Source organism: Rhodococcus cerastii (assembly GCF_033042195.1).
Taxonomy (GTDB): domain Bacteria; phylum Actinomycetota; class Actinomycetes; order Mycobacteriales; family Mycobacteriaceae; genus Rhodococcoides.
On record NZ_JAWLKF010000005.1, the window covers coordinates 233,274 to 260,084 of the forward strand.

Below are 26,811 nucleotides of genomic sequence, written 5' to 3' on the forward strand. Positions count from 1 at the left end.
ATGCGCGCAGCAATTTCCGGTGGATCTCAGACGCCCCCGACCGGCCCCGGCTTCGAGAACGGTTTCCCGCTGTCGTCCGCTCAGCGTGGCATGTGGTTCGCTCAGCAGCTCGCCCCTGACGTCCCGGTCTGTATCGCACAATATGTCGACCTTCGCGGCAACCTCGACATCGGCGTTCTGCAAGAGGCCTCGGCTCAGGCCGGACACGAGTTCCAGTCCGCATATCTCCGACTGGCCGAGGTGGACGGCGAACCCGTACAGCTGGTCGATCACTCCATCGACCAGTCGGTGCACTACCTCGATCTGCGTGATGCCGAGGACCCGATGGCGTCGGCGCTGAGGTGGATCGACGAGAACTACGTCAAGCCCGTCGACATGGAACACGACCCCCTCGTCGACAGTTGGATCATTCAGGTCGAGGACGATCGCAACCTCTGGTATAGCAAGATTCACCACGTAGCACTCGACGGCTACGGTGCCATGACTCTCGTGAACCGAACCGCCGCGCTGTACACGGCGGCCGTCGAACACGTCGAGCCTGCTCCCAACAAGGCGGCCGAGCTTCGCCGACTCTACGAGCTCGATCAGGAATACCGGACGTCGTCGCGCTTCGAGTCCGACAAGGCGTACTGGACTGCTCGCGCCGCGGACATCCAGGACGGAGCTTCTCTGTCCAACACGGCCGGTCGCACGATCGCTGCCAGCAAGTTGCGCAGCGTCGCTCTCCCCGAGGACGTCGTCGCCGAGCTCGAGGCGTCCGACGCGACCAAGGGTGGAACCGCGGCTGCGGTGTTCATCGCCGCTTTCGGCTGCTACCTCTCGCGAATGACCGGGCGAGAAGACGTCTCGGTCAACATCCCGGTGTCCGCGCGCACCACCGCGTTGCTTCGCCGATCCGGTGGAATGCTCGTCAACGTCGCCCCCATTTCGATCCACGTGCCCCAGGACGCGACCGTCGGCGAGCTGGTTCAGCAGGTGCAGCTCGAACTGATGGGAGCGCTGCGGCACCAGCGCTTCAGCATCGAGGACATTCGGCGCGAGCTGGCGGCCTCGGGTAGTGACAAGCAGCTGTCCGGCCCGATGGTCAACATGATGCTGTTCCATCAGCAGATCGAACTCGGGTCGATCGTCGGCGAGTTCAACATCGTGACCTCGGGTCCGGTCGAGGACCTCCTGGTCAACGTCTATCAAAGCGGATCTCCGGCCCGGACGTTCGTCGATTTCAGGGCTAACCCCAACCGGTACGACGACGACGACCTCACCGCGCACCATTCGAGCTTCGTCGACATGGTGGAAGCCTTCATCGCGGCCGGGCCCGAGACCGCTGTTCTGGACGTCCATCCGGTCAGCGCACGCGAGGGCCAGCGCCGGCGGCGCGCGGCAGCCCAGCTCGCCTACTGGACCGAACGGCTCGCCGACGCCCCCGATCTCCTCGATCTTCCGACCGACCGCTCGCGCGCCTCGCACATCGGACACGTTCGCGCATCCCACGAGGTTACGATCGGATCCGAAACGTGGTCCGGAGTGACTCGATTGGCGGCAGAACGGTCCACGACGCCGTTCGTGGTTCTCGAATCTGCTCTCGCCGTGCTGCTTTCGCGACTGGCGAACACCGACGACCTGGTGATAGCCGTACCCGCGGGTCACGGAAACACCGTCGCGCTACGAAGCCGACCCGACGTTCGGCAGTCGTTCACCGAATTCGTCGATGCGTCCGCAGCCGACTTCGATGCGGCGATGGCACACGGTGACACGTCGTTCGACGACGTCGTTCAGGCCTTGAATCTGCCTCGAACGGAATCGCACAGCCCCCTCGCTCAGGTTGCGCTCCGGTTCGGTCCGTCCGCACTACCGCGTGACGGAGTCGGCATGGATCTGGTCGTCACCGTCGACGAGTCCGATTCTGTCACCGTCGTTTTCGATTACGCCACAGAACTGTTCGATGCCGCGAGCACGGCTCAACTCGCCCGTCGCCTCGTCCGCGTTCTCGACCGATCGACCAACGAGCCCGATCTGCCGATAGGCGATGTGGATCTGCTGTCCACCGCCGAGCGCGCGCGCCTGGCTCCGGTTCGTGGTCCGCGGTCTGTGGTGGGTGTGGTGTTGCCGGAGTTGTTGGCTGGTGCGGTGGGTGTTGCTGGTGTCGGTGGTGTTGCGGTGGTGTCGGGGTCGCGGTCTGTTTCGTATGGTGAGTTGGATGCGGCGTCGTCGCGGTTGGCGCGGATGTTGATGTCGTGTGGGGTGGGTCCGGGGTCGTTCGTGGCGTTGGCGTTGTCGCGGTCGGTGGAGTCTGTGGTGGCGGTGTGGGCGGTGGCGAAGGCCGGTGGTGCGTTCTTGCCGGTGGATCCGAATTATCCGGTGGATCGGATCGAGCACATGTTGGTCGATTCGGGTGCTGTGGTGGGTGTGACGTTGGGTGCGGATGTGGGTGCGCTCTCGGGTGTGGGTGGGGTGTCGTGGGTGGTGCTCGATGATCCGGATGTGGTGGCGGATCTGGCGTTTCGGTCGTCTGCTCCGGTGTTGGATGTGGAGCGTTCGGGTGTGTTGCGGCTCGATGATGCGGCGTATCTGATTTACACGTCGGGCTCGACGGGTGTGCCCAAGGGTGTGGTGGTCACTCATCGTGGTGTGGGGAACTTGGCTGCCGAGGAGCGGGTTCGGTTCGGTGTGGGTCCCTCGTCGCGGGTGTTGGCGTTCGCGTCGCCGAGTTTCGATGCCTCGATTCTCGAGTTCGTGTTGGCGTTCTCGGGTGGGGCGACGATGGTGATCGCTCCGCCGTTGGTGTTCGGTGGGGTGGAGTTGGCGTCGTTGCTGGCCGAGGAGCGGGTGTCGCATGCGTTCGTCACGCCTGCGGCGTTGGCGTCGGTGGATCCGGTGGGGTTGGAGTCGGTCGAGGTGGTGGTGACCGGTGGTGATGTGTGTGCGCCGGAGTTGGTGGCGCGGTGGGCGCCGGGTCGGCGGATGTTCAATGCGTACGGTCCGACGGAGGCGACGATTTTTTCGTCGATCTCGTCGGCGTTGGTGGTGGGGGAGTCGGTCGATATCGGTTCGCCGACGATCGGTTTCGCTGAGGTGGTGTTGGATTCGCGGTTGAATCCGGTGCCCGTGGGTGTGGTGGGTGAGTTGTATCTGGCGGGTCCGGCGTTGGCTCGTGGGTATCACGCGCGGTTGGGTTTGACGGCGGAGCGGTTCGTGGCCGATCCGTTCGGTGGTGCGGGTTCGCGGATGTATCGCACCGGTGATGTGGTGCGGTGGAATGCCTCGGGTGCGTTGGAGTATGTGGGGCGTAGCGATTTTCAGGTGAAGGTGCGTGGTTTCCGGATCGAGTTGGGTGAGATCGATTCGGTGTTGGCTGCGGTGTCGGGTGTCGATTTCGTGGTCACCATCGGACGTGAGTCTGCTGCCGGGGCAACGGTGTTGGTCTCGTATGTGTTGCCGGTGGCCGGTACGGTCCTCGAGGTCGATGCGTTGCGTGAGCATGCCGGTTCGATGCTGCCTGCGCACATGGTGCCCTCTGCGTTCGTGATGTTGGAGTCCATTCCTCTGACTCCGGCAGGCAAACTCGACCGCACCGCACTCCCCGAACCCGAACTCGGTTCACAGGGTGCATTCGAGGCCGCGGAAACGGAATACGAGGCCGCGGTGGCGTCCGTGTTCTGCGACGTTCTCGAGGTCGATCGAGTCGGTGTCACGGACAGCTTCTTCGATCTCGGCGGAAACTCCCTCGTGGCCACGCGTTTGATCGCACGGGTCAATTCGGCTCTCGGAACCGATCTGAAGGTACTGGATCTGTTCGAGGCGTCGACGGTTCGGACTCTGGCGGAACGTGCCGAAGCCAAGGGCGCGTCGCTACATCGCCGCCCGGCACTCGTCCCCGTCGACCGCCCCGATTCGATCCCGCTGTCTCTCGCGCAGCAGCGGATGTGGTTCATCAACCAGTTCGACGTGTCCTCGCCCGCGTACAACATCCCGCTCACCGTGCGCCTGACCGGCCGTCTGGACGTGAGTGCGATGGCTGCTGCCGTCGGCGACGTCCTGTCCCGGCACGAGTCGCTCCGCACGGTGTTCCCGACTGTGGGCGATCTGCCGATTCAGGTCATCGCACCCGTCGAGGACGTCACCGGATCGAAGCTCCCCCTCGACGTGGTCGACGTCGACGCCGGTTCGGTCGATGAGCTCGTACGTGCAGCTGCGACAACAGGATTCGACGTCACGGTCGATCTTCCGTTCCGCGCGGTGCTGTACCGGACCGGCCCGGAGAGCTTCGTGCTCTCCATCGTCGTCCACCACATTGCGGCCGACGGTGCCTCGATGGCACCGCTGGCCCGAGACGTGATGGTCGCCTACGGCGCCCGCTCCGCCGGCTCGGTTCCGGCGTGGGAGCCACTCACCGTTCAGTACGCGGACTTCGCACTGTGGCAGCACGCCGTTCTCGGCGACGAGAGCGACTCCACCTCGGTGGCGTCGCGGCAGATCGAGTTCTGGCAGACGGCTCTGGCAGACCTGCCGGATGTGCTGCCGATGCCACTCGATCGCCCGCGGCCCACCCGGCAGTCGATGCGTGGCAGCGTCACCCCTTTCACGATTCCCGCCGATGTCGCCGCTCGGTTGAATTCGGTTGCTGCCGAACACGACTCGACGCTGTTCATGGTCGTCCATTCTGCGCTTGCATTGCTGCTCGCGCGCCTGAGCGGCACCCAGGACATCGCTGTCGGTACTCCGATCGCGGGTCGCGGCGACGCGGCCCTCGACGACCTCGTGGGCATGTTCGTCGGGACCCTGGTGCTGCGAACGCAGGTCGAGCCTCGAGCCACCTTCGCCGAACTGCTCGCCGACACTCGTCGCTCCGACCTCGCCGCCTTCGACAACACCGACATCCCGTTCGAGCGACTGGTCGACGTACTCGATCCGGCCAGGTCGACCGACCACTCGCCGCTGTTCCAGGTTCTCCTCGAGTTCCAGAACAATGCAGCTGTCACGTTGGAACTACCCGATCTCACCGTCGGTTTCGAGGAGATCAGCACCGACACAGCCAAATTCGATCTGCAGCTGCGCGTGGATCAGGAGCCCGTGGATCCGTCCGGGGCACTGTCGGCCTCGTTCACCTACGCCACAGATCTGTTCGATCCCGAAACCATCGACAGGTTCGTCGATCGCTTCCTGCGGATCGTGTCGACCATCGGGGCGTCGACGGACGTACGCACCGGCGACATAGACATCCTGTCCGCCGCAGAGCGGGAACTCGTCCTGTTCGAGTGGAACGACACTGCACGGCTGATCGAACCTCCGGTCCACCAGCACATCCCGGCCGGCGACGTCGACATGACGCTCAGCAGTCTGTTCGACCGACAGGTGCAGCGCAGCCCGTACTCGACCGCGTTGGTGTTCGAGGACGAGCACATCACCTATCTCGAACTGGACGAACGTGCGAATCAGCTCGCGCGACATCTCATCTCGCTCGGCGTGACGACCGAATCGCACGTCGGCCTCGCGATCCGACGGTCGATCGACCTGCTCGTCGGCATGTACGCGATCGTCAAGGCCGGTGGTGCCTATGTGCCGATCGACCCGGACCATCCGCTCGAGCGTTCGTCCTACGTCCTCTCCAGCGCCCAGCCTGTGTGCATCCTCACCACGAGCCGCGACTGGATCAACATCCCGGTCGCAACTCCGGTCCTCGCCGTCGATCTGCTCGACGTGTCCGATCGCGACCACACCTCTGTCACCGATTCGGATCGACTGGGAAGACTGCACGGCTCCAACACCGCGTATGTCATCTACACCTCCGGTTCGACCGGTCGACCCAAGGGTGTTGCAGTCACGCACTCGGCCATCGTGAATCGGTTGCTGTGGATGCAGCACGAGTATCACCTCGAGCCTGCGGACACCGTTCTGCAGAAGACGCCGGCCACGTTCGACGTCTCGGTGTGGGAATTCTTCTGGCCCCTGCAGGTCGGTGCCAAGCTCGTCGTGGCCGAACCCGACGGACACCGCGATCCGGTCTACCTGTCCCGCATCATCGCGGACGAGCACATCACCACCGCGCACTTCGTGCCGTCCATGCTCGCGGTGTTCGCGGCAGGTGGACGAGCTGCGGAATGTGTCTCGCTCCGACTCGTCTTCTGCAGTGGCGAGGCACTTCCGCCTGCCACCGCGGCACAGTTCGCGCAGTTCTCCAACGCAGAACTGCACAACCTCTACGGTCCGACCGAAGCGGCCGTCGACGTCAGCTACTACCACGTGACCGGCCGCGACGCCGTCTCGATCCCCATCGGCGCACCGGTGTGGAACACACGCTTGTACGTGCTCGACTCCTCGTTGCGACCGGCTCCCATCGGGGCTCCCGGCGAGCTGTATCTGGCCGGCGTGCAACTCGCTCGTGGGTACGTCGGTCGCGGCGACCTCACAGCGGATCGCTTCGTCGCGGATCCGTTCGGCGAGCCCGGCGAGAGGCTCTATCGCACAGGCGATCTGGTGCGCTGGCGCGCCGACGGCGAACTCGAGTACATCGGCCGCACGGACTTCCAGGTCAAACTGCGCGGCCTGCGTATCGAACTACCCGAGATCGAATCGGTTCTCCTTCGATCCGAGTCGGTCGCACAGGCGATCGCGTTGGTGCACAAGGACCCGAACACCGGTGAGACCCTTGTGGCCTACGTGGTCGGTGCACCCGGCTCCGCCGTCGACCCCGCACAGCTGACCGCCGAGGCCGCACGCCGCCTGCCGGGGTACATGGTGCCCTCACACGTGGTGGTACTGGACTCGCTGCCGGTCAACGCCAGCGGCAAACTCGATCGCAAGGCATTGCCTGCGCCGGAATTCACCGTCGCCGCGTCGGAGTTCTTCGGCCCCGAGAACCCGGTAGAAGAGATCGTCGCCGGTGTCTTCGGTGATCTACTCGGTATCGCTCAGGTCAGTGTCACGTCGAGTTTCTTCGAGATCGGTGGCAACTCGCTGATCGCGATGCGTTTGGTCGCGCGCGTCAACGCGGCCCTCGGAACGGACATCGGCATCAGGGATCTGTTCGACGCCCCCACGGTGCGAGCGTTGTCTGCAGGCATCGACATCGGCGAGCACGACGCTGCGGCTGCCCCTCGACTGGTCCCGCAGGAGCGCCCGGATGTGGTGCCGCTGTCGCTCGCGCAGCAGCGAATGTGGTTCATCAATCAGTACGACACCGAGTCGGCTGCCTACAACGTGGCATTCGCCATGCGCCTGAGTGGTGTGCTCGATGTCGACGCGATGCACTCGGCCATCGGTGACGTGTTGAGCCGGCACGAGTCGCTGCGCACGATGTTCCCGCTGACCGACGACGTTCCCGCGCAGTCCATCCTCGACGTGGCATCGGCACTGCCGGATCTGACTCCGATTCACGCGAACGACGAGCGTCACGTCCTCGAATTGATCGCCGACGTCGCCGGCTCGGGTTTCGACGTCGTGGCGGATGTTCCGCTGCGGGTCCGACTGGTTCGGGTGCGCGAGAACGAGCACGTGCTCGTGATGGTGGTGCACCACATCTCCTCCGACGGGTTCTCCAGCGCTCCGCTGGCCCGTGACTTGATGGTGTCCTACAGCGCCCGCGCCGCAGGACACGCACCGAGCCAGGAACCGTTGCCGGTGCAGTACGCCGATTACGCGCTGTGGCAGCGCCGGTTCCTCGGTGCGGAGTCCGATCCCGAGTCGATGATGGCCAAGCAGCTCGCCTACTGGGTCGACACACTGTCCGGCAGCCCCGAGGTCCTGGCGTTGCCGACCGATCGCCCGCGTCCCGCGGTCGCATCCCTGCGTGGCGACAGCGTCTCCTTCGAGATCGACGCCGCAATCCATGCTCGTCTTGCTGCTGTTGCCGCCGAGCACAATTCCAGCGCGTTCATGATCGTGCACGCGGCTCTGGCCGTCCTTCTGGCCCGACTCTCGGGCACCGAGGACATCTCGGTCGGCACGCCGATCTCGGGCCGAGGAGACGCCGCCCTCGACGAGCTCGTCGGCATGTTCGTCAACACCCTCGTTCTGCGCACCCAGGTGCCCGGCTCGACACGGTTCGAGGACCTGCTCTCGGAGGTTCGCTCGGTCGACCTCGCCGCGTTCACTCATTCGGATGTCCCGTTCGAGCGAGTGGTCGATGCGGTCGATCCCGCGAGGTCGACTGCCCATGCGCCGTTGTTCCAGGTGATGCTCGAGTTCCAGCAGACCGACCGACCGACGGTGACGTTGCCCGGACTCTCGATCGAGAGCATCGAGCTACCCAACGACATTTCCAACTTCGACCTGCAGTTGACGGTCTCCGAGGAATTCGACAGTTCCGGCGCACCGGTCGGCATGAAAGCCGGATTCCGCTACGCCACAGAACTGTTCGATGCAGACACCGTCCGGGTTCTCGCCGATCGCCTCGTACGGATCCTCGACGCCGTGACGGCAACGCCGTCCATCCGAGTCGGTGACATCGAGATTCTGTCTGCCAACGAGTACGACTCGTTGGCTCCGGTTCGTGGTCCGCGGTCTGTGGTGGGTGTGGTGTTGCCGGAGTTGTTGGCTGGTGCGGTGGGTGTTGCTGGTGTCGGTGGTGTTGCGGTGGTGTCGGGGTCGCGGTCTGTTTCGTATGGTGAGTTGGATGCGGCGTCGTCGCGGTTGGCGCGGATGTTGATGTCGTGTGGGGTGGGTCCGGGGTCGTTCGTGGCGTTGGCGTTGTCGCGGTCGGTGGAGTCTGTGGTGGCGGTGTGGGCGGTGGCGAAGGCCGGTGGTGCGTTCTTGCCGGTGGATCCGAATTATCCGGTGGATCGGATCGAGCACATGTTGGTCGATTCGGGTGCTGTGGTGGGTGTGACGTTGGGTGCGGATGTGGGTGCGCTCTCGGGTGTGGGTGGGGTGTCGTGGGTGGTGCTCGATGATCCGGATGTGGTGGCGGATCTGGCGTTTCGGTCGTCTGCTCCGGTGTTGGATGTGGAGCGTTCGGGTGTGTTGCGGCTCGATGATGCGGCGTATCTGATTTACACGTCGGGCTCGACGGGTGTGCCCAAGGGTGTGGTGGTCACTCATCGTGGTGTGGGGAACTTGGCTGCCGAGGAGCGGGTTCGGTTCGGTGTGGGTCCCTCGTCGCGGGTGTTGGCGTTCGCGTCGCCGAGTTTCGATGCCTCGATTCTCGAGTTCGTGTTGGCGTTCTCGGGTGGGGCGACGATGGTGATCGCTCCGCCGTTGGTGTTCGGTGGGGTGGAGTTGGCGTCGTTGCTGGCCGAGGAGCGGGTGTCGCATGCGTTCGTCACGCCTGCGGCGTTGGCGTCGGTGGATCCGGTGGGGTTGGAGTCGGTCGAGGTGGTGGTGACCGGTGGTGATGTGTGTGCGCCGGAGTTGGTGGCGCGGTGGGCGCCGGGTCGGCGGATGTTCAATGCGTACGGTCCGACGGAGGCGACGATTTTTTCGTCGATCTCGTCGGCGTTGGTGGTGGGGGAGTCGGTCGATATCGGTTCGCCGACGATCGGTTTCGCTGAGGTGGTGTTGGATTCGCGGTTGAATCCGGTGCCCGTGGGTGTGGTGGGTGAGTTGTATCTGGCGGGTCCGGCGTTGGCTCGTGGGTATCACGCGCGGTTGGGTTTGACGGCGGAGCGGTTCGTGGCCGATCCGTTCGGTGGTGCGGGTTCGCGGATGTATCGCACCGGTGATGTGGTGCGGTGGAATGCCTCGGGTGCGTTGGAGTATGTGGGGCGTAGCGATTTTCAGGTGAAGGTGCGTGGTTTCCGGATCGAGTTGGGTGAGATCGATTCGGTGTTGGCTGCGGTGTCGGGTGTCGATTTCGTGGTCACCATCGGACGTGAGTCTGCTGCCGGGGCAACGGTGTTGGTCTCGTATGTGTTGCCGGTGGCCGGTACGGTCCTCGAGGTCGATGCGTTGCGTGAGCATGCCGGTTCGATGCTGCCTGCGCACATGGTGCCCTCTGCGTTCGTGATGTTGGAGTCCATTCCTCTGACTCCGGCAGGCAAACTCGACCGCACCGCACTCCCCGAACCCGATTGGTCCGCTCAGGTCACGTCCGGTCGCGACGCGGACAATGCGGTCGAGAAGACGTTGGCCGGACTGTTCGCCGAGGTGCTTCGACTGGACCGTGTCGGTGTCGACGATTCGTTCTTCGCCCTCGGCGGCGACAGCATCATGTCGATTCAGTTGGTCTCGCGCGCCAAGGCGGCCGGACTGTCTCTGTCGCCACGAGATGTCTTCGAGCACAAGACGGTTGCGGCGCTCGCCGAGGTGGTCGCGTCCTCGGACGGCACCGCACCTCTCGTACTGGAGGAGTTGCCCGGCGGCGGCGTGGGCGATGTATCTCTGACTCCGATCGTGGCGTGGATGCTCGATCGGACGGACGTTCTGGACAAGCACACGCAGACGGCGGTTCTCACACTTCCGGTCGACATCGAACTCGATGTGCTCGAAGCCACCGTCCAGACGGTCCTCGATCACCACGACATGCTTCGCGGTGTCCTGCACCGGGGTGAGCACCCCGCGATGGAGGTTCTTCCCGTCGGAGCGGTCTCGGCGAACTCGGTCGTGCACCGCGTGACCTCGACAACCGTTCGGGGGCAGGAGTTCTCGGAGCAAGCAAACGCCGAGGCAGAAGCAGCAGTCGGCCGGCTGGCACCCGATGCCGGTGTCATGATCCAGATGGTGTGGTTCGACGCCGGCTCCGAGGGGAGCCGTCTGCTCGTCGTCGCCCACCACCTGGTCGTCGACGGCGTGTCCTGGAGAATCCTGGTTCCCGACCTCGCATCGGCGTGGGCCCAGATCATCGGCGGAAGCACCCCCGAGCTGGCTCCGGTCGGCACCTCCATGCGTCGTTGGTCGCACGGTTTGCGTGAGGTCACCGCCACCCGCGGAGACGAACTGGCGATCTGGCGCGACGTTCTGGCACAACCGGATCCACTCATCGGATCGCGAGCACTCGATCGCGAGATCGACGTGTACCGAACAGTGGACAAGGTCGAGTTGACACTGTCCACCGACGTCACCGAGGGGCTACTGACGGCACTGCCCGACGCGTTCCACGGCAGCGTCAACGACGGCCTGCTCGCGGCTCTCGCCCTCGCCACGGCGGTGTGGCGACGTGGTCGGGGAGTGGTCGTCGACGACGCTCTCATCTCGCTCGAGGGTCACGGCCGCGAGGACCACGTGGTGCCCGGTGCAGATCTCGGCCGGACCGTCGGTTGGTTCACCACGATCTACCCGCTCAGGCTGACCCTCGCCGATCTGGATCTGGACGACGCACTCGCAGGCGGCGTCGACGCAGCGCGGCTGATCAAGTCGGTCAAGGAGCAGCTGCTGGCCGTTCCGGACCACGGTATCGGCTACGGCATGCTCCGCTACCTGGACGAGGACGGTGCCGCTGCACTGCGTGACTTCCCGGCTCCCCAGATCAGCTTCAACTATCTCGGGCGCTACAGCACCGACGTTCCCGACGAGCTTCGCGGACACGGGTGGCTGCCGGTCGACGACTCCGGTGTCGGCGATTCGCAGGACGAGGATCTGCCGGTCGCAGCCGTTCTCGACATCAATGCCGTCACCACCGCGACGCCGACCGGCCCGCGGCTCGAGGCGACGTTCGCTTTCCCCACCGGCGTGCTCGACGCGGACGAGGTCACCGAGCTGGCGGAGCTGTGGCGTCAGGCTCTCACCGCGCTGACGCAGCTGGCCCAGCGACCGGGGGCCGGTGGCTTCACGCCCTCCGACCTCGATCTGGTGCGGCTCGATCAGAGTTCCATCGACGACCTCGAACGGGTTTATCCCACGCTGGACGACATCTGGTCCATGACGCCGCTGCAGGCCGGATTGCTCTTTCACGCCGAGTTGTCGGATCAGTCCGTCGACGCCTACATCGTCCAACTGGTGCTGGAGTTGCGCGGAAGCGTCGACGAGGCGCGGTTCCGGCGTGCTGCTCGGGGGCTGCTGCGTCGACACGCGAACCTGCGAACCGCTTTCGTGCACAACAGCGACGGCGAGTCGATTCAGATCGTCCACCACGACGTGGATGCCCCCTGGTCGTCGATCGACCTGACCGGACTGGATCCGGAGGATCGAGCCCTCGAGCTCGATCGCATCGAACACGAGGACCGTGCCACTCGATTCAACATGGCACAGGCACCTCTGTTGCGCTTCATGCTCATCACCGTGGCACCGGGCGAGTGGCGCCTGGTGATGACCAACCATCACATCCTGCTCGACGGCTGGTCCACGCCGCTGTTGCTCAAGGACCTGCTGACGCTCTACGTGGTCGACGGTGACGAGACCGTGCTCCCACGAGTTCCGGCCTACCGCGACTACCTGTCGTGGCTGGCCAAGCGTGATCGCTCGTCGGCTCTCGAAGCGTGGACGAACGCTCTCGCCGGTTTGTCCGAGCCGACGCTGTTGACGCCGGTCGAGAGCCGACGCCAGGAATCGACGTTGGCGGGCCGCTCGTTGGTCTCACTCGATGTGGAGCAGACGAACCGCTTGCGCAGCGTCGCTCGCGCCCGTGGCGTGACGATCAACTCCATGGTCCAGGCGTCCTGGGCGCTGGTTCTCGGCACTCTGACCGGACGCTCCGACGTCGTGTTCGGTGCCACCGTGTCCGGACGCCCGCCGGAGGTCTCCGACGTCGAGTCGATGGTCGGGTTGTTCATCAACACTCTGCCGGTCCGGATCGTGCTCGATCCGTCGGAGACACTCGGCGAGTACCTCGAACGGGTGCAGTCCGAACAGGCCGCGCTACTCGATCACCACTACCTCGGCCTCACCGACATTCAGCGAGCAGTCGGACCGGCCGTCTCCTTCGACACCCTGACGGTGTTCGAGTCGTACCCGATGGACCGCGCGGGGTTGTCGGCGGAAACCGACCTCGCCGGAATGCGGGTGCACGACGTACACGACGGAAGCGACACGGCGCAGTATCCTCTGACCTTGGTTGCCATGGTCGACGACCGGCTGCACATCGAGGCGAAGTACCTGCCGGAGTTGTTCGAGCACAGCGTCGTTGCGGCGACGGTCGACAGAATCGTGCGTGTTCTCGAGGCCATCGCAACCGACACCGGTCGACGCGTCGGATCGCTCTCGTTGCTGTCCGAGGACGAATTGCGCCAGCTGGCACCGGTTCGTGGACCGGCGTCGTCGGATACTCGACTGCTTCCCGATATCTTCACCGACGCTGCCGCAGTCGACCCGCAGGGCACCGCTCTGTGGAGCGACGGCCGCACCGTGGACTATGCCGAACTGGACGCGCAATCGTCTGCTCTCGCAAGAACTTTGATCGCTCGCGGTGCCGGCCCGGAAACTGTCGTTGCACTGGCTCTGCCACGGTCCGTCGAATCCGTACTCGGTATCTGGGCAGTCGCCAAGACCGGGGCGGCGTTCCTGCCGATCGATCCGAGCTACCCGCGCGATCGCGTCGAACACATGCTCGTCGACTCGAACGCGTCGATCGGTCTGACCCTGTCGGAGCACGAGGCCGCTGTCTCCGGTCTCGGCTCTGCTCGGTGGACCGTGCTCGACCACGACGCCACGCGCACCGAACTCGCCGGTCACTCGACCGCCCCGGTTCGCGACAGCGACCGAATTCGCCCGATGCACATCGATCAGCTCGCCTACCTGATCTACACCTCGGGCTCGACGGGTGTTCCCAAGGGCGTCACCGTCACCCACCGCGGGCTGGCCAATCTGGCAGAAGAGGAGCGGACTCGTTTCGAGGTGACCCCGGGCGCTCGGGTTCTCGCGTTCGCGTCCCCGAGCTTCGATGCCTCCATCCTGGAACTGCTGATGGTGTTCTCCGGTGCCGCGACCATGGTCATCGCGCCGACCTCCGTCTACGGCGGCACCGAGTTGGCCGAACTGCTCGCAGCACAGCACGTCACGCACGCGTTCGTCACGCCCGCCGCGCTGGCATCGGTGGATCCGGACGGCCTGACCGAGTTGGCCGTGGTGGCCACCGGTGGCGACGTGTGTCCGCCCGAGCTCGTGGCTCGCTGGGCACCGGGCCGTCGGATGTTCAACGCGTACGGTCCCACCGAGGCGACGATCTTCTCGTCCATCAGTGATCGACTCGACGTCGACTCCGCCATCGACATCGGTTCTCCGACAATCGGTTTCAGCGAGGTGGTCCTCGACGCACGACTGCATCCCGTTCCGGTCGGGGTCGTGGGTGAGCTCTATCTCGCCGGCCCGGCACTGGCTCGTGGCTACCATTGCCGATTCGGTCTGACCGCAGACCGTTTCGTCGCGAATCCCTTCGCCGAGAGCGGCGCCAGGATGTACCGCACCGGCGACGTGGTGCGGTGGACCGAGTCGGGAACGCTCGAGTACGTCGGACGCAGCGATTTCCAGGTCAAGGTGCGCGGCTTCCGCATCGAACTGGGCGAGATCGACGCCGTCCTGACCGACCATCCGATGGTCGAGTTCGCCACCACCGTGGGTGTCGACGGTCCGACGGGCAACACCATTCTGGTTGCCTACGTCCTCCCGAGGTCCGGCGAGCAGGTCGATGCAGCAGCTCTGCGCACTCATGTCTCGAGTTCGCTACCGACCCACATGATCCCGACGGCCTTCGTCGCACTGGAGTCGATTCCGCTGACACCGGCAGGCAAGTTGGACCGCAATGCCCTGCCTGCACCCGATCTCCATCTCGGGGGCGACTCGCGTGCACCGCGGAACGACACCGAGCAGGTCATCGCCGATATCTTCGGCGAGGTACTGGGGATCGACGGCGTCGGAATCGATTCGAGCTTCTTCGATCTGGGTGGCGACTCGCTCAGTGCCACCAGACTCACTGCGCGCGTCAACTCCGCCCTCGGCACCACGGTCAGCGTCCGCGCATTGTTCGAGGCTCCCACCGTCGAGTCACTCGCGGTGCGAGTGCTCAGCAACCCGGTCGGTACCCTTCGCCGTCCCGCACTCGTGGCGAAGCCGCGCCCGGATTCGATTCCGTTGTCGCTTGCGCAGCAACGAATGTGGTTCATCAACCAGTTCGACGTGACCTCGGCGGCGTACAACATCCCGCTTGCGGTGAGACTGACGGGTCGACTCGACATCGCCGCGATGAGCGCGGCCGTCGGGGACGTTCTGGAACGTCACGAGTCGCTGCGCACGGTGTTCCCCACCCGCGGGGATCGTCCTGAGCAGAAGATCCTCGACGTGCAGGCGGCGAGAACCGAACTCGCCGTCGTCGAGCTGGACGCCACCGAGGTCGTTGCGGCCATCTCGGCCGCTGCCGCAACAGGATTCGATGTCTCGACCGATCTACCGTTCCGCGCGGTCCTGTACCGGATCGCACCGGACGAGTTCGTGCTCTCGATCGTCGTGCATCACATTGCTGCCGACGGCGCATCCATGGCACCCCTGGCGCGAGATGTCATGGTCGCCTACGGCTCTCGCGCGGCTGCCGGCGCTCCGAAGTGGACACCGCTCGACGTTCAGTACGCGGACTTCGCACTCTGGCAACGCACCGTCCTCGGCGACGAGTCCGATCCCGCGTCCCTCGCCGCGCAGCAGTTGGACTTCTGGAAGACCGCCCTGGCGGATCTTCCCGATGTTCTGCCGCTACCGCTCGATCACCCGCGGCCCGCTCGACAGTCTATGCGCGGCAACAGTGTTCGGTTCGAGATCGACCGCACCACTCATGCCGGACTGGTCGACCTCGCACGTGCCAACGAGGCAACCGTCTTCATGGCCGTCCACGCGGCGTGGTCGATCCTGATGGCGCGCATCAGCGGCACCGAGGACATCGCTGTCGGAACGCCGATCGCCGGACGAGGTGACGCTGCACTCGACGATCTGGTCGGCATGTTCGTCGGCACCCTGGTTCTGCGCACGGAGGTGGCACCGCAGCTTTCGTTCACCGATCTGCTTCGGGCCACGCGTACAGCCGATCTCGCGGCGTTCGAGAACACCGATGTGCCGTTCGAGCGGTTGGTCGACGTTCTCGACCGCGCTCGTTCGACCGACCGCTCGCCGTTGTTCCAGGTGCTTCTCGAGTTCCAGAACAACACGTCCGCGACGCTCGAACTGCCGGACCTCACGGTCGAGGCCGTCGACATCGATGCTCACATCGCGAAGTTCGACCTGCAACTGACCGTCGCCGAGGAGTTCGACGAGGCCGGTGCACCGGCCGGGATGACCGCCGCGATCACCTACGCGACCGACTTGTTCGAGGCATCGTCCGTCGAGGAGTTCTCGGCACGATTCGGTGCCGTGCTCGCCTCCGTGACGAGCGATCCCGAGCGCGCAGTCGGCGATATCGATGTGCTCCTGCCGGGCGAGCTCGACGCCATGACGCATGACTGGAACCACGCTGGCCGGGTGGCATCCGATGCGACGCTGGCCGATCGATTCGCTGCTGCCGCCGCGCGATTCCCCGATTCGCGCGCCGTCGTCTTCGGAGATCACACGCTGACCTACGCCGAGCTCGACGACCGCTCCAGCCGACTCGCACGGCTTCTCGTACAGCGCGGTGTGACGTCGGAATCGCTGGTAGCGGTCGCGATGCCTCGCAACGAGGAGCTGATCGTCGCGCTGCTCGCGGTGATCAAGTCCGGTGGCGGCTACCTTCCGATCGACGTGTCCTACCCAGCGGACCGGCTGGCGTTCATGCTCGAAGACGCTTCGCCCGTCTGCGTGATCTCCACTGTTGCCGACAGTGCGGCGGTGCCCGCCTCGGATCTCGATGTCCTCGAGATCGATTCGCCCGAGCTGATCGCGGAGCTGGCCGGCATGTCGGGTGCCCCGCTGACCGACGCGGACCGTTCGGGTGGCACCAGCGCCGATTCCATCGCGTACGTGATCTACACCTCGGGCAGCACCGGTCGCCCCAAGGGCGTGCAGATCGCGCACCGCAACGTGGCGACGCTGTTCGCGAACACCGCTGATCTCTTCGACTTCGACGATCGTGACGTCTGGACGATGTTCCACTCGTACGCGTTCGACTTCTCGGTGTGGGAGCTGTGGGGACCGCTGCTGCACGGTGGAACACTCGTGGTCGTCGACTACTACACGGCACGCTCTCCGGAGCTGTTCCGCGAGTTGCTCGTTCGCGAGCGGGTCACGGTGCTCAACCAGACACCGACGGCGTTCTACCAGTTCGCGGAAGCCGATCGTGTGGCCACCGGAAACCTCGCCGGCATCACGGACTCCGATCTCTCGCTGCGCTACGTGATCTTCGGCGGCGAGGCACTCGATCTCGGGCAGTTGGCTCGCTGGTACGCCCGGCACGACGAGTCCGCCCCGACTCTGGTCAACATGTACGGCATCACCGAGACGACAGTCCACGTGAGCCACCTGGCCTTGACCGAGCAGTTCGCGGCATCGGCCTCGGCCAGCGTCATCGGTCAGGCCATCCCCGCACTGCGCGTCGCCGTTCTCGACACGCGTCTCAATCCGGTACCACCCGGCGTCACCGGTGAAATGTACGTCTCCGGGGCACAGCTCTCTCGCGGATACCTGGGCCGGGCCGGCCTGTCGGCCACCCGTTTCGTGGCAGATCCGGCCGGAGACGCCGGTGCCCGGATGTACCGCACCGGTGACACCGCACGGTGGAATCGTGACGGCGCGCTCGAGTACCTGGGCCGCAGCGACATGCAGGTGCAGCTGCACGGCTTCCGTATCGAACTCGGCGAGATCGAAAGCGCGCTGTTGGCGTTCGACGGCGTCGCGGCGTCCGTGGTCTCGGTTCGAGACGACGGATTCGGTGATCGACTGATCGGATACGTCGTCGCCGAGGCGGGCCGAACACTCGACCACTCCGCCGTTCTCGAATTCGTCGGACACTCACTGACGTCGTACATGGTTCCGGCCGCTTTGATCGTGCTGGACGACCTGCCGCTCACCGCCAACGGAAAGCTCGACCGCCGGGCTTTGCCGGCTCCGGACTTCTCCGCCAATGTCACCGAGAGCCGTTTGCCGGCAACCGAAGTCGAGTCCATTCTCGCCGGATTGTTCGCCGACGTCCTCGGCCTCGACACCGTCGGCGTCGACGACTCGTTCTTCGCGCTCGGCGGCGACAGCATCATGTCCATCCAGCTTGTCTCACGCGCCAAGGCGGCCGGTCTGGTCCTGGCTCCGCGCGACATCTTCGAGCGCAAGACCGTCGCGGCATTGGCCGAGGTCGTGGTCCTCGGAGGCGACGTCGTCGTACTGGAAGAACTCGACGGTGGGGGAGTCGGCCCGCTGCCCCTCACTCCGGTCGTGCGTTGGATGTTGGAGCGCAGCACCGACTTCGGGCGCTACACCCAGACGGCACTGCTTCAGCTCCCGGTCGGTATCGAGAGCGTCACGCTCGAGCGCACCGTGCAGGCCGTGCTCGATCGTCACGACATGCTGCGATCGCGACTGTTCCAGGACACGGACGGAATCTGGCACGAGGAAGTAGCTCCGATCGGCACTGTGTCCGCCGCGTCGGTGATCCACGCGGTCTCGGTCGATTCCGTGGACGGTCCCGAATTCTCCTCCCGTGCCGCAACGGAACTCGACGCTGCAGCAGATCGACTGGTCCCCGCCGACGGGGTCATGGTGCAGATGGTGTGGTTCCAGGCCCCGAACGGGTCCGGCCGACTGCTCGTCGTCGCACATCACCTCGTGATCGACGGCGTGTCGTGGCGCATCCTCGTCCCGGATCTGGCGACGGCCTGGAGCCAGATCGTCGCGGGCGACACGCCTGCGCTGGCACCGATCGGCACATCGATGCGACGGTGGTCCACCGGTTTGACCGAGGTCACCGCGGGCCGCGCCGACGAAATCGGCCTGTGGCAGCGCATTCTGAACGGCGACGATCCGACGATCGGTTCGCGACCACTGGACAAGCGCGTCGATGTCGACGCGACCGTCCAGCGCATCCGCACATCGCTCCCGGTCCAGGTGACCGAACGACTGCTGACAGCGGTACCGAATGCCTTCCGCGGCAGCGTCAACGACGGTCTCCTGGCCGGGCTGGCATTGGCACTGACGGCGTGGCGTCGCGAACGGGGAGCAATTGTCCGCAGTGCGTTGATCACACTCGAAGGCCATGGCCGTGAAGACGCCGTGGTGCCCGGAGCCGATCTCGGCAGAACCGTCGGCTGGTTCACCACGATCTTCCCGGTTCGACTCGACCTCGGCTCCCTGGACATCGCCGACGCGTTGTCCGGTGGCGACTCCGCCGGAGCCTTGATCAAGGCCGTCAAGGAACAGCTGCTCGAGATCCCCGATCACGGAATCGGCTACGGCATGCTGCGGTACCTGGACTCCGACGGGACCGAAGCACTGTCCGGTTACGCCGCTCCGCAGGTCAGCTTCAACTACCTCGGGCGCTTCTCGACCGGATCGTCCGAGGGCATGGAAGACGTGGGCTGGATTCCTGTGGCCGACGCCGAACTGGGCGACGCACAGAACCCGGACATGCCGGTACCGGCCGCGCTGGACATCAACTCCGTCACCACCTCGACACCCGACGGGCCCCAGCTCGACGCCACCTTCGCGTTCCCGGCCGGCATCCTGGATGCGGACGAGGTCGATCGGTTGATCGAACTGTGGACGCAGGCACTGACCGCGATCACCGAGCACGCCTCGACCGAGGGTGCGGGCGGCTTCACCCCGTCCGACCTCGAGCTGGTGGACATCGATCAGCGCTCCATCGAGGTGCTCGAGAAGCAGTTCCCCGATCTCGACGATGTGTGGTCGATGTCGCCGCTGCAGGCCGGACTGCTCTTCCACGCCCGTCTCGCAGGCGAGGTCGGCAGCGACAGTGCGGGAGTCGACGCCTACATGGTGCAGCTCGGTCTGGAGCTGCGCGGCGTCGTCGATGCCGAGCGGATGCATTCCGCCGTGAACAAGCTCGTCTCTCGTCATCCGAACTTGCGAGCAGCGTTCGTGCACAACAGCACCGGCGAATCTCTGCAGATCGTGCAGAGTTCGGTCACGGTGCCGTGGTCCGAGGTCGATCTCCGCGGTGAAGCCGATGTCGAGGCAGCACTGGAAGCCGTACTCGAGGCCGATCGCGGCGTGCGATTCGAGATGGACTCGGCACCGCTGCTTCGGTTCACGCTGATCACCCTCGCCGACGATCACTGGCGACTGCTGCTGACCAATCACCACATCCTGCTCGACGGCTGGTCGACGCCGCTGGTGGTCAAGGAACTGATCACCCTCTACGTCACCGAGTCCGACGATTCGATGCTGCCGCGAGTTCCCGCGTATCGGGACTACCTCGCGTGGATGCGGCAACGCGACGTCGCCATCTCCACCGCGCAGTGGGTCAGTGCGATGGCCGGCGTCGAGGAGCCGACACTGCTCGTCACCGGTGACCGGGGTCGTCAGTTGTCCACTGTCTCGAGCGAGACCGAGCGGTCGTTGTCGATCGAGACCACAGCGGCGTTGCGCGATTTCGCGGCGCGCCGCGGGTCCACTCTGAACACACTCGTTCAGACTGCGTGGGGCATCGTGCTCGCCACTCTGACCGGTCGCGAGGACGTCGTCTTCGGTGCCACGGTGTCGGGTCGTCCGCCCGAGGTTCCGGGCATCGAAGGCATGATCGGGCTCTTCATCAACACGCTTCCCGTTCGGGTCACGCTCGATCGGGCCGAGACACTCGGCGCACTGGTCGATCGTGTGCAGGCCGAACAGGCAGCGCTGCTCGATCACCATTACCTCGGTCTGACCGACATCCAGCGCGCGGCCGGAGCCGGCGTCGCATTCGACACGCTGACGGTGTTCGAGTCCTACCCGGTCGATCGCGCCGGAGCCTCTGCTGCAACGGATTTCGCAGGTATGCAGGTGACGGACATCCTCGGCACCGACGCGGCGCACTATCCGCTGACACTGGTGTCTTCGGTCGACGAGCGCCTGAACCTCAAGGCCAAGTACCTGCCCGAACTCTTCGAGCTCCAAGACGTGCACGCCATCGTCGATCGGGTCGAGCGGGTGCTCGACGCAGTGCTGGCCGACGAGCAGCAGCCACTGGCTCGGCTGCGATTGCTGGCCGACACCGAATTCGCTTCTCTGGCTCCGGTATTCGGCCTCGAAGGCCGATCGACTCGGCTGCTACCGGAGATCTTCTCAGACGCAGCTGCCGTCGACCCGGACGCCATCGCGGTGCGCAGCGTCGACGGCGAGTTGACGTACCGAGAGCTGGATCGACAGTCGAACCGGCTCGCTCGCATTCTGATCGGCCGCGGTGTCCGCACCGAGACGTTCGTCGCACTCGGGATCGCACGATCCATCGAGTCGGTGCTGACCGTCTGGGCCGTCGCGAAGTCCGGTGCCGCCTTCGTACCGGTCGATCCGAACTACCCGGCCGATCGCATCGAGCACATGCTGGCCGACTCCGGAGCAACCTTCGGTGTCACCACCCGCACTCACCTCGACGACCTGCCGTCGACCGTGCCGTGGATCGTCCTGGACGACCTCGCCACCGACGGTCCGAACGCGGTGAGTGACGAGCCCGTCGCCGACGACGAACGCCGTGGTCGCGTCACCCTGTCGAGTGCGGCGTACACGATCTACACGTCGGGTTCGACGGGTGTACCGAAGGGGGTCGTGGTCACCCACTCCGGCCTCGACAACTTCGCGACCGAGCAGCGCGAGCGCTATCGAGTCACGAAGGACTCACGCACGCTTCATGTTTCGTCACCCAGCTTCGACGCGTCCGTACTCGAGTACCTGCTCGCGTTCGGCGTCGGTGCCACGATGGTGATCGTTCCACCCACGGTGTACGGCGGAGCCGAGCTGGCGTCGTTGCTGGCCGAGGAATCGGTCACTCACGGCTTCATCACCCCGTCCGCCCTCGCCTCGGTCGATCCGGCCGGTCTCGACACGTTCGCCGACGTCGTGGTCGGCGGCGAGGCCGTTCCGTCCGAGTTGGTCACCAAGTGGGCTCCCGGTCGAAACCTGTTCAACGGGTACGGACCGACCGAGGCCACGATCATGTCCAACATCAGTGCACCGATGGTCGCCGGCGAGCCGGTGTCGATCGGTGGGCCGGTGCGGGGTGTGTACGAGGTGGTTCTCGACTCGCGACTGCAGCCGGTTCCCGTCGGGGTCGCGGGTGAGCTCTATCTCGCAGGCGTCGGCCTGGCCCGCGGCTACCACGATCGGATGGGGCTGACGGCCGAACGATTCGTTGCCGACCCGTTCGGTGCTCCCGGTGCCCGCATGTACCGCACCGGAGATGTGGTGCGCTGGTCGCCGGATCTGACCATCGAATATGTCGGTCGCAGCGACTCGCAGGTCAAGGTCCGCGGCTTCCGCATCGAACTCGGCGAGATCGACGCCGCGCTCTCGGCACATCCCGCGGTGAATTTCGCAGCCACCTTCGGAACTCCCGGGCCGTCCGGTGCCACTGTTCTCGTGGCGTACGTGCGCCTGACGGGGGACAACCCGGCACACGCGGTCGACACCTTCGACACAGCGGTTCTGCGTGACCATCTTGCCGCCGCGCTGCCGTCGCACATGGTGCCCAGCGCCATCGTCGTGGTCGAGTCGATTCCTCTCACTCCGGTGGGCAAGCTCGACCGCGCCGCACTGCCCGTACCGGAGTTCGGCTCGGCCACCTCGTACCGAGAGCCGAGCACGCCGGCCGAGCTGACGGTCGCGGCGGTCTTCGCCGAGATCCTCGAGGTGGATCGAGTCGGTGCCGACGACGGATTCTTCGAGCTCGGTGGTGACTCGCTCAGCGCAACGCGGGTGATCGCTCGCGTCAACGCCGAGTTCGGTACCTCGATCGGTGTCCGCACGATCTTCGAGACCCCGACGGTGTCGGGACTGGCGAGCGCAGTCGGCACTGCCGACACTCGCGCGCAGCGCCCGGCTCTCGTGGCGGCGGCGCGTCCGGAGCACATTCCGCTCTCGCTCGCTCAGCAGCGGATGTGGTTCATCAACCAGTTCGACACCTCGTCGGCCGCGTACAACGTGCCGTTGGTCGTCAAGCTGACCGGGCGGCTCGACACCGCTGCGCTGGCCGCCGCGGTGGTCGATGTTCTGGGACGCCACGAATCTCTGCGCACGACCTTCCCCGACGGCCCGGAGTTCCCGGTGCAGCTCGTGCACCCGGCTGCCGAGGTCGCGCCTGCGGTCGAATCCGAACGGATCGATGCCGCAGTTCTGACCGATCGCGTCGCCCTGTTGGCCGGTCGAGGATTCGACGTGACCACCGAGATCCCGGTGCACGTCGAGCTGTTCGAGGTGCTCGATGCCGGCGTCGACGCGTCCGAGGATCCTGTCTTCGTACTCGCCATGGTGGTGCACCACATCGCCGCCGACGGCGCGTCGATGGCACCGCTCGCTCGCGACGTCGTGCTCGCGTACTCGGCGCGCAGTGCAGGTCAGGCACCGAACTGGCAGCCGCTGCCCGTCCAGTACGCCGACTACACGATCTGGCAGCGTTCGCTGCTCGGAGACGAGCAGGACCCGTCGAGCGTGGCCGCGGCCCAGCTCGAGCACTGGTCCACCGCGCTCGCGGGTCTTCCCGACCTGCTGCCGTTGCCGACGGACCGACCGAGGCCGACCACGCAGGACTTCCACGGTGGCCGAGTTCGCTTCACGGTCGATGCCGACATCCATCGGACGCTCGTCGACATCACTCGGGAACAGAACGTCAGCATGTTCATGGTGCTGCACGCGGCGTTCGCGGTCGTTCTGGCTCGTTTGAGCGGCACCGACGACATCGCGATCACCACTCCGGTGGCCGGGCGCGGGGACGCGGCGCTCGACGACCTCGTGGGTATGTTCGTCAACACGCTCGTGCTGCGCAGCCGAGTCGACGAGTCCGCGACGTTCGACGATCTGCTGAACCAGGTCAAGGCACACGATCTCGACGCGTTCGATCACACCGAGATGCCCTTCGAGAGAATCGTCGAGGTTCTCAATCCCACCCGTTCGACGGCATACGCTCCGCTGTCACAGGTCGCGCTGTCGTTCCAGAACAACGAGAAGGCCTCGCTCGAGCTTCCGGACCTCCGCGTCGAAGGCTTCGACTTCGACGTTCCGGTAGCCAAGCAGGATCTTCAGCTGCTGCTGTCCGAGACCTTCGACGAGGCGGGACGTCCGTCCGGCTTCGAGGCCGCATTCGACTACGCCACATCGCTGTTCGACGCGGCCAGCGTCGAGGCCATCGCGGCGCGACTGATTCGAGTTCTCGACGCCGTCGGACGCGACCGGCACGCGGTGGTCGGAGACATCGAAATTCTGGGCGCCGACGAGCAGCGCGCGTTGGCGCCGGCGCGAGGAAACCCGGACGCAGCAGTCCGGACGTGGCCGGAGTTGCTCGCGGCGGCGGTCGCGCTCGACCCGTACGCAGTGGCCGTCACCTACCGAGGCATCAGCCTTTCCTACGCCGATCTGGACAGCTGGTCCAACCGAATCGCTCGAATGCTGATCGACTACGGCGTCGGGCCCGAGACGTTCGTCGCGTTGGCGCTGCCTCGATCGATCGAGTCGGTGCTGTTGGTGTGGGCCGTGGCCAAGACCGGTGCTGCATTCCTGCCCGTCGATCCGAACTACCCGGCGGACCGAATCGCGCACATGCTCGAAGATTCCCATGCCGCAATGGGTCTGACCGACATCGACAGCAGGGGATCGCTGCCCGACACCGTCCCGTGGCTGGTTCTGGACGATCCGGAAATTTCCGCGGAGTTGTCTCGCTACCCGGCGGACGCGGTGACCGACGTCGAGCGTACGGCGACCCTGCACATCGACCACCCCGCCTACCTGATCTACACATCGGGTTCGACCGGTCGCCCGAAGGGCGTTGCAGTGCGGCACCGTGGCTTGGCCAACCTCCAGGCCGAGGTGCTCGAGCGATTCCGCCCCACTCGGGATTCGCGTGTTTCGCACATCGCGTCACCGAGTTTCGACGCATCGATCTACGAGCTGACGATGGCGTTCGGCGTCGGTGCCACCGTCGTGATCGTGCCGCCGGGAGTCTTCGGCGGCGGCGACTTGGCCGACCTGCTCGAATCCGAACACGTCACGCACGCGTTCCTGACGCCCGCGGCGCTGTCGTCGATCGACGAGACACGTCTGGGCAACGTTCGGGTCCTCGCCGTCGGAGGTGAGGCCTGTACTCCGGAGTTGGTGGCGAAATGGGCACCGGGCCGCCAGATGTTCAACGGCTACGGTCCGACCGAGACCACCATCCAGGCGAGTGTCGGTGGTCCGCTGGTGCCCGGTGGCACGGTGGACGTCGGCAGGCCTGGAACCGGATTCCGGTTCCAGGTGCTCGACGCACGACTGCGGCCGGTTCCGGCCGGAGTGTCGGGCGAGCTCTACATCGCCGGTCCCGGTACCGCCCGTGGATACCTCGGGCGTTTCGGGCTGACATCCGAGCGCTTCGTCGCCGATCCGTTCGGTACTCCTGGCGACCGGATGTATCGAACCGGTGACGTCGTGCGCTGGGGAAGTGCCGGAGCCGTCGAGTTCGTCGGACGCAGTGACTTCCAGGTCAAGGTGCGCGGTTTCCGCATCGAACTCGGCGAGATCGACTCCGCACTCACCGAGAACGAGCAGGTCGGATTCGCCGCCACGATCGGGCACACGGCGGCGTCGGGTGACACCGTCCTCGTGTCCTACGTTCTCGCGGCCGACGGCGAATCGGTCGACACCGAAGCACTTCGAGACCGAGTCGCCAAAGTGCTTCCGCGTCATATGGTTCCGTCGGCGATCATCGAGCTGGACGACATTCCGCTGACGCCTGTGGGCAAGCTCGATCGGCGGGCCCTGCCGGTTCCGGAGCTGACGACGTCGACCACTCCGTACCGGGCACCGGCCACCGACGTGGAAGCTGCGATCGCCGATGCGTTCGCGCAGGTTCTCGGAGTCGATCGGGTCGGCATGGACGACAACTTCTTCGAGCTGGGCGGGACGTCGCTGGTGGCCACGAAGATCGTGCCTGCCATCGAGAACGCCATCGGAGTGCGGGTGCCGCTGCAAGCGCTGTTCGTCGATCCGACACCGTCGGGGTTGGCAGCGCGGGTCGCCGCGGATGCCGACGCCGGGGGCGCGGATCTCGATTCGGTGTTCGGAGTCGTGATTCCGCTGCGCGGCAGCGGGTCCAAGGCACCGTTGTTCTGCGTCCACCCGGGAATCGGGTTGTCGTGGGGCTACGCCGGTCTCGTCTCGCATCTGAGCGACGACCGTCCCGTGTACGGCCTACAGCTGCCGAGCATCGTCGAAGGGTCGACGTTCGGGTCCATTCGCGATCTCGCGCACCGCTACGCCGACGAGATTCGCGCTGTTCAGCCGGTGGGTCCGTACCACCTGCTCGGGTGGTCGCTCGGCGGCTCGCTCGCTCATGCGATAGCGGTGGAACTGCGCAGCACCGGCAGCGATGTTCGCACCCTCGCACTGTTGGACAGCTACGTCGACGGGCACGACGGCGAAGCGGTCGAGGGAGCGTTGAGCGTCGAGAACCTGCTTGCGGGATTGGGGCTCGATCTGACTGCTCAGCCCTCGACCGAGCCGTTGACCTACGAACGGGGCGTCGAACTACTCGACGAGTCGTTGGGACAGACGACCGGCGTTTCCGCCGATCATCTGCGACGTATCAATGCGGGATTCGAGAACTCGACTCGAATAATGGCCGAGTTCATCCCGGACGTGTTCGACGGAGATGTTTTGTTCTTCTCCGCAACGAAGGGTGCGAGCGATGGAATTGTTCGATCTCCGCAGGAATGGCGGCCGTATGTGACAGGAGATATCGTCATCCACGATGTCGACGTTTTCCACAACGAGATGACCAATGCAGATGCGGCCACTGTGATCGGGCCGGTCGTCGATTCTCATCTCGGGAATACACCTGAATAACAATTGATGTGTTCTTCACATCGCAGGGCACATCTACGA

1 protein-coding gene is annotated in these 26,811 nt (G+C 65.4%); it reads left to right on the top strand.

Annotated features, from left to right (window positions below; all coding sequences use genetic code 11):
- Positions 1-26,772, top strand: a complete 26,772-nt coding sequence (locus R3P93_RS12835; protein WP_317533149.1) for a non-ribosomal peptide synthase/polyketide synthase — start codon at positions 1-3, stop codon at positions 26,770-26,772.
- Positions 26,773-26,811: the final 39 nt, after the last annotated feature.

Bases quoted from the DNA above. Each gene is read 5' to 3' on its own strand.
- R3P93_RS12835 (WP_317533149.1), top strand. From the start codon at position 1: ATGCGCGCAGCAATTTCCGGTGGATCTCAGACGCCCCCGACCGGCCCC.